Below are 3,418 nucleotides of genomic sequence, written 5' to 3' on the forward strand. Positions count from 1 at the left end.
CTCGTCGGGGATCGCGCGGAACATGTTGCCGAGCGGGGCGGTGCCGAAGCCGAGACGGCCGGGAAGGATGTTCTTGAGGGTCATGATGATGCCTTCTTGATCGGTGTCTCCGTGCCAGGGGCTTCCCTGGCACGGGAGGGGGGAGACACGGGAGGGATCGGGTGCCTCTGTGGGGGCCGCCCTGCCGACGGGGCCGTGGCACTGGATGCACGGCGGTCCTCTGTCAGGGCCGGGACGCCGTGCAATTAATGCGCGAGCGCCTTACATGCATAGACAATAGTTGCAGACGCGCTGCAATGCAAGGGGGTCCAGCCGGCGATCCGGCCGGCGCGAGTACAGCGGGCACGCGGGGGCCACTGAGGGGGCGCTTCCAGCCCCTCTGCGGTACGGACGGGCCCGCAGGCCGAAAGCGCCTGTGCGGTGTCCGTCCCGGCCCCCTGCCGGGCGCCCGGTTCAGGGGACGATCGTGGGGACGAGGCCGCCGTCGGCGCCGAGTGCTCTGCCCGTGGTCGCCGAGGCCTGTTCCGACGCCACGTACGTGATCATGCTGGCTACCTCGTGGGGGCGGATGAGGCGTCTGAGCAGGGACGCGGACGCACGGTTCTCGGCCAGGTAGCGCCGCTCCTGCTCACCGGGGTCGAGACCGGGATAGAGCTCGTCGAACATGGCCAGCACGCCGTCGCTCATCGTCGGTCCGGGCAGTACGCAGTTCACCGTGACCCCGGTTCCGGCGACCTCCTGGGCCATGCCGCGGGACACGGCCAGCTGCGCCGTCTTGGTCATTCCGTAGTGGACCATGTCCGTCGGCGTCTGGACGCCGGCCTCGCTGCTGACGAAGATCACGCGGCCCCACCCCCGCGCGGCCATCCGCGGTGTGTAGTGGCGTGCCAGGCGCACGCCGGAGAGCACGTTGACCTCGAAGAGGCGCAGCCAGTCCGCGTCGGGGATGTCGAACACGGACCCGGTCTCGAAGACGCCGGTGTTGTTGACCAGGATGTCGGCCTCGGGCAGCTGCCGGATCAGGTCGGCCGTTCCTCCGGCCGTCCCGACATCGGCCGCGATGCCGCGCCCGCCGATCCGCTCCGCCGTTTCGGCGACGCGGTCGGCATTGCGGCCGTTGACCACGACATCGGCCCCGGCGGAAGCGAGCGCCCGCGCGGCTGCTTCGCCGATTCCCGCCGTCGACCCGGTGACCAGCGCGGTACGTCCACTGAGATCGATCTTCATCGGGGAGCCTCTCCAGAAGTGGTGGCGGCCCATGGGCGGCGGACCGTGTCCGGTTTCGTGCTCGCGCCGCCCCGGCGCCCGTGCGGGCCCTCGGAGCGGCGGGCCTTGCGGGACGGCGGAACCCGGCCCCTCGCGTGCGGAAACCGCCCGCACGCCGGTGCGGCGGCAGAGGGGGAGCCGGAAGGGGCCGCACAGGGGAAGGAGCCTTCGGCGCCGGGGCCGGTGCGGCCGGGAAGGTTTTGGGGATGGTGGTGCGCCGCGGCCGTGAAGCTGTCGCGGGCGGCTCTCCGCGTCAGGCCGCGGCCCATGGCCGCTGGCTCCGTCACGCCGGTCCGGGGGGACGCCTCCATACCTGCTCCTGCTTTCTCGGAGTTCCCGGGAGGTCCGCGGTCCTGCGGTCCAGCTCGCCGGGCCGGGCGGTCCGGTTCACCGGTGCGCTGCCTGCGCGCGAACGAGTGCCGTGGACGGCTGGACAAACAATTCCTGCTGGAACACGGGGCCGCACGGGGAACCCGGGCCGGACCGGCGCTGTCTGCCCCAGAGCGGCGTCGTCCGGTGCCGTGCGGTCCGAGGGCGGCCGGGAGCCCTCGCAGCGGATGTACGCGGGTGTTCCGGCGGCGCGGCTGGGTGCGCGCGGCTGCTGTGAGGCACCTGTCAGGGATTGCGGGACGGCCCTTGGCCCGTTCGGGTGCCTTCCGGGGCGGGCACCGGTCCGTCGTCTTCCCCGCTGATCCAGGTGGATGGTCCAGGCGTGCTCGGGTGCCGAGTCCCGGCCGGACGGGCCGCGACGGGGCACCGGGGTCCTTCCTCGGGCCCGGCATCGAACTGCCGGCCGGTGCCGGGGACGGCCCGGCGCCTGTCACGCCGGGGTCCGGCCGTCGCCGAGGAGGAGCCCGGTTCCGGGGCGGGCTGCCCGGGGCCGAACGGGCGGCTGTTCAGGAAGCGGCCGGGCCGGCCGCAGCGGTCCCGGCTGCCGTGCCGGGGGAGGGGAAGTGCGGCAGGACCGTTTCGGCGAGCTCGTGGAGGATCTCTTCCACCGGACGGTCGCCGGGGCGGAGGTTGAAGGAGACGTGGGCGACGCCGAGTTCCCCCATGGCCCGCAGGTGGTCGACGAGAGCCCGGTGGCCGGTGCGCAGCCCGAGCCGGATCGGGGTCGCCGCTGTGGAGGGATCTCCGGTGAGGTCCAGCTGCATGGGGGTGAGGTACGGCTTGGACGCGCCGGCGTTCAGCTCCTGCCACTCCCGCGTCTTGAGGCGCAGGGCCCCCAGTGGGCGCGGGTAGTTGAGGGAGGCGTCCGCGTTCCGCGAGATCCACTCGGCCGACTGCTGGGCGTGCCCGGCGATGGCGAGAGGCACGGACGGGCCCGTCGGCTTGGGCAGGACGTCCAGACGGCGGCCGGCGTCGAGACCGAGCTCGGGCAGTTCCATGCCCGCACCGTCGGTGTGCCGGGCCCACGCGGCACGAAGAATCTCCACGCTCCTGCGGAACGTGGCACCGCGGCCTTGGAAATCCTCCCCGAACAGGGGGTACTCGACGGGCCGGTCCCCGCTCGCGAGGCCGAGGACGAACCGGCCGCCGGAGAGCACGTCGACCGTGGCGGCCGACTTGGCGACCAGCAGCGGCTGCCGCAGCGGCAGGACGACGGCCGCGGTCCCGAGCACGGCCCGCTCGGTCACGGCCGCGAGGTGCCCGAGGTGGGTGAACGTCTCGAAGACGGAACCGGCGTCACCGAACTGCTCGGGGTCGTAGAGGGGGACGTCCCGCACCCAGAGCCCGGCGAATCCCAGCCCGTCCGCCAGACGGGCGAGTTCGGCATGGCGGGTCAGGTCCGGGACACCGAAGGGGCGGCCCGCGGCCCGGTCGGCGCGCAGCCGGGTCGCGCCCCAGTCGTTGTCGAGGGGCAGCTCAAGACCCAGAGTCGGAAGGTTCGCGGCGTTCACGAGCCGGTCCAGGGCGGTGGGGGCGACGGACATGACAGGTGCAACTTTCGTGGGAGCGGCGACGGCGTGGGGCGGCGCGGAGGTGCGGAGTCCGGGTGCGGGCCCGCGCGGGCGGGACCTGCCGTCCACGCCCGCGCGGGCCGTTGCAGCCCGGTGGGACGGTGCCTGGGGCGCTGTCCGGCAGACGGGGGCTGGCTGGTGGGGTCAGTTGAATTCGTCGGGGTCGGGGCCGGTGCGCAGGCCGCGGTCGG

Annotated in this window: 2 protein-coding genes; both read right to left on the minus strand. The window is 73.6% G+C overall.

Annotation, left to right across the window (positions count from 1 at the left end):
* Positions 1 to 453 precede the first annotated feature (453 nt).
* The gene (locus tag ACFVWY_RS35485) at positions 454 to 1,227 is read right to left on the minus strand and encodes an SDR family NAD(P)-dependent oxidoreductase (RefSeq protein ID WP_389879032.1); all 774 of its coding nucleotides are present in this window, start codon (positions 1,225 to 1,227) and stop codon (positions 454 to 456) included.
* Positions 1,228 to 2,162: 935 nt separating this feature from the next.
* Positions 2,163 to 3,200, minus strand: a complete 1,038-nt coding sequence (locus ACFVWY_RS35490) for a TIGR03571 family LLM class oxidoreductase (RefSeq protein WP_389879033.1) — start codon at positions 3,198 to 3,200, stop codon at positions 2,163 to 2,165.
* Positions 3,201 to 3,418: the final 218 nt, after the last annotated feature.

It is taken from the genome of Streptomyces sp. NPDC058195, assembly GCF_042883525.1.
Lineage (GTDB): Bacteria > Actinomycetota > Actinomycetes > Streptomycetales > Streptomycetaceae > Streptomyces.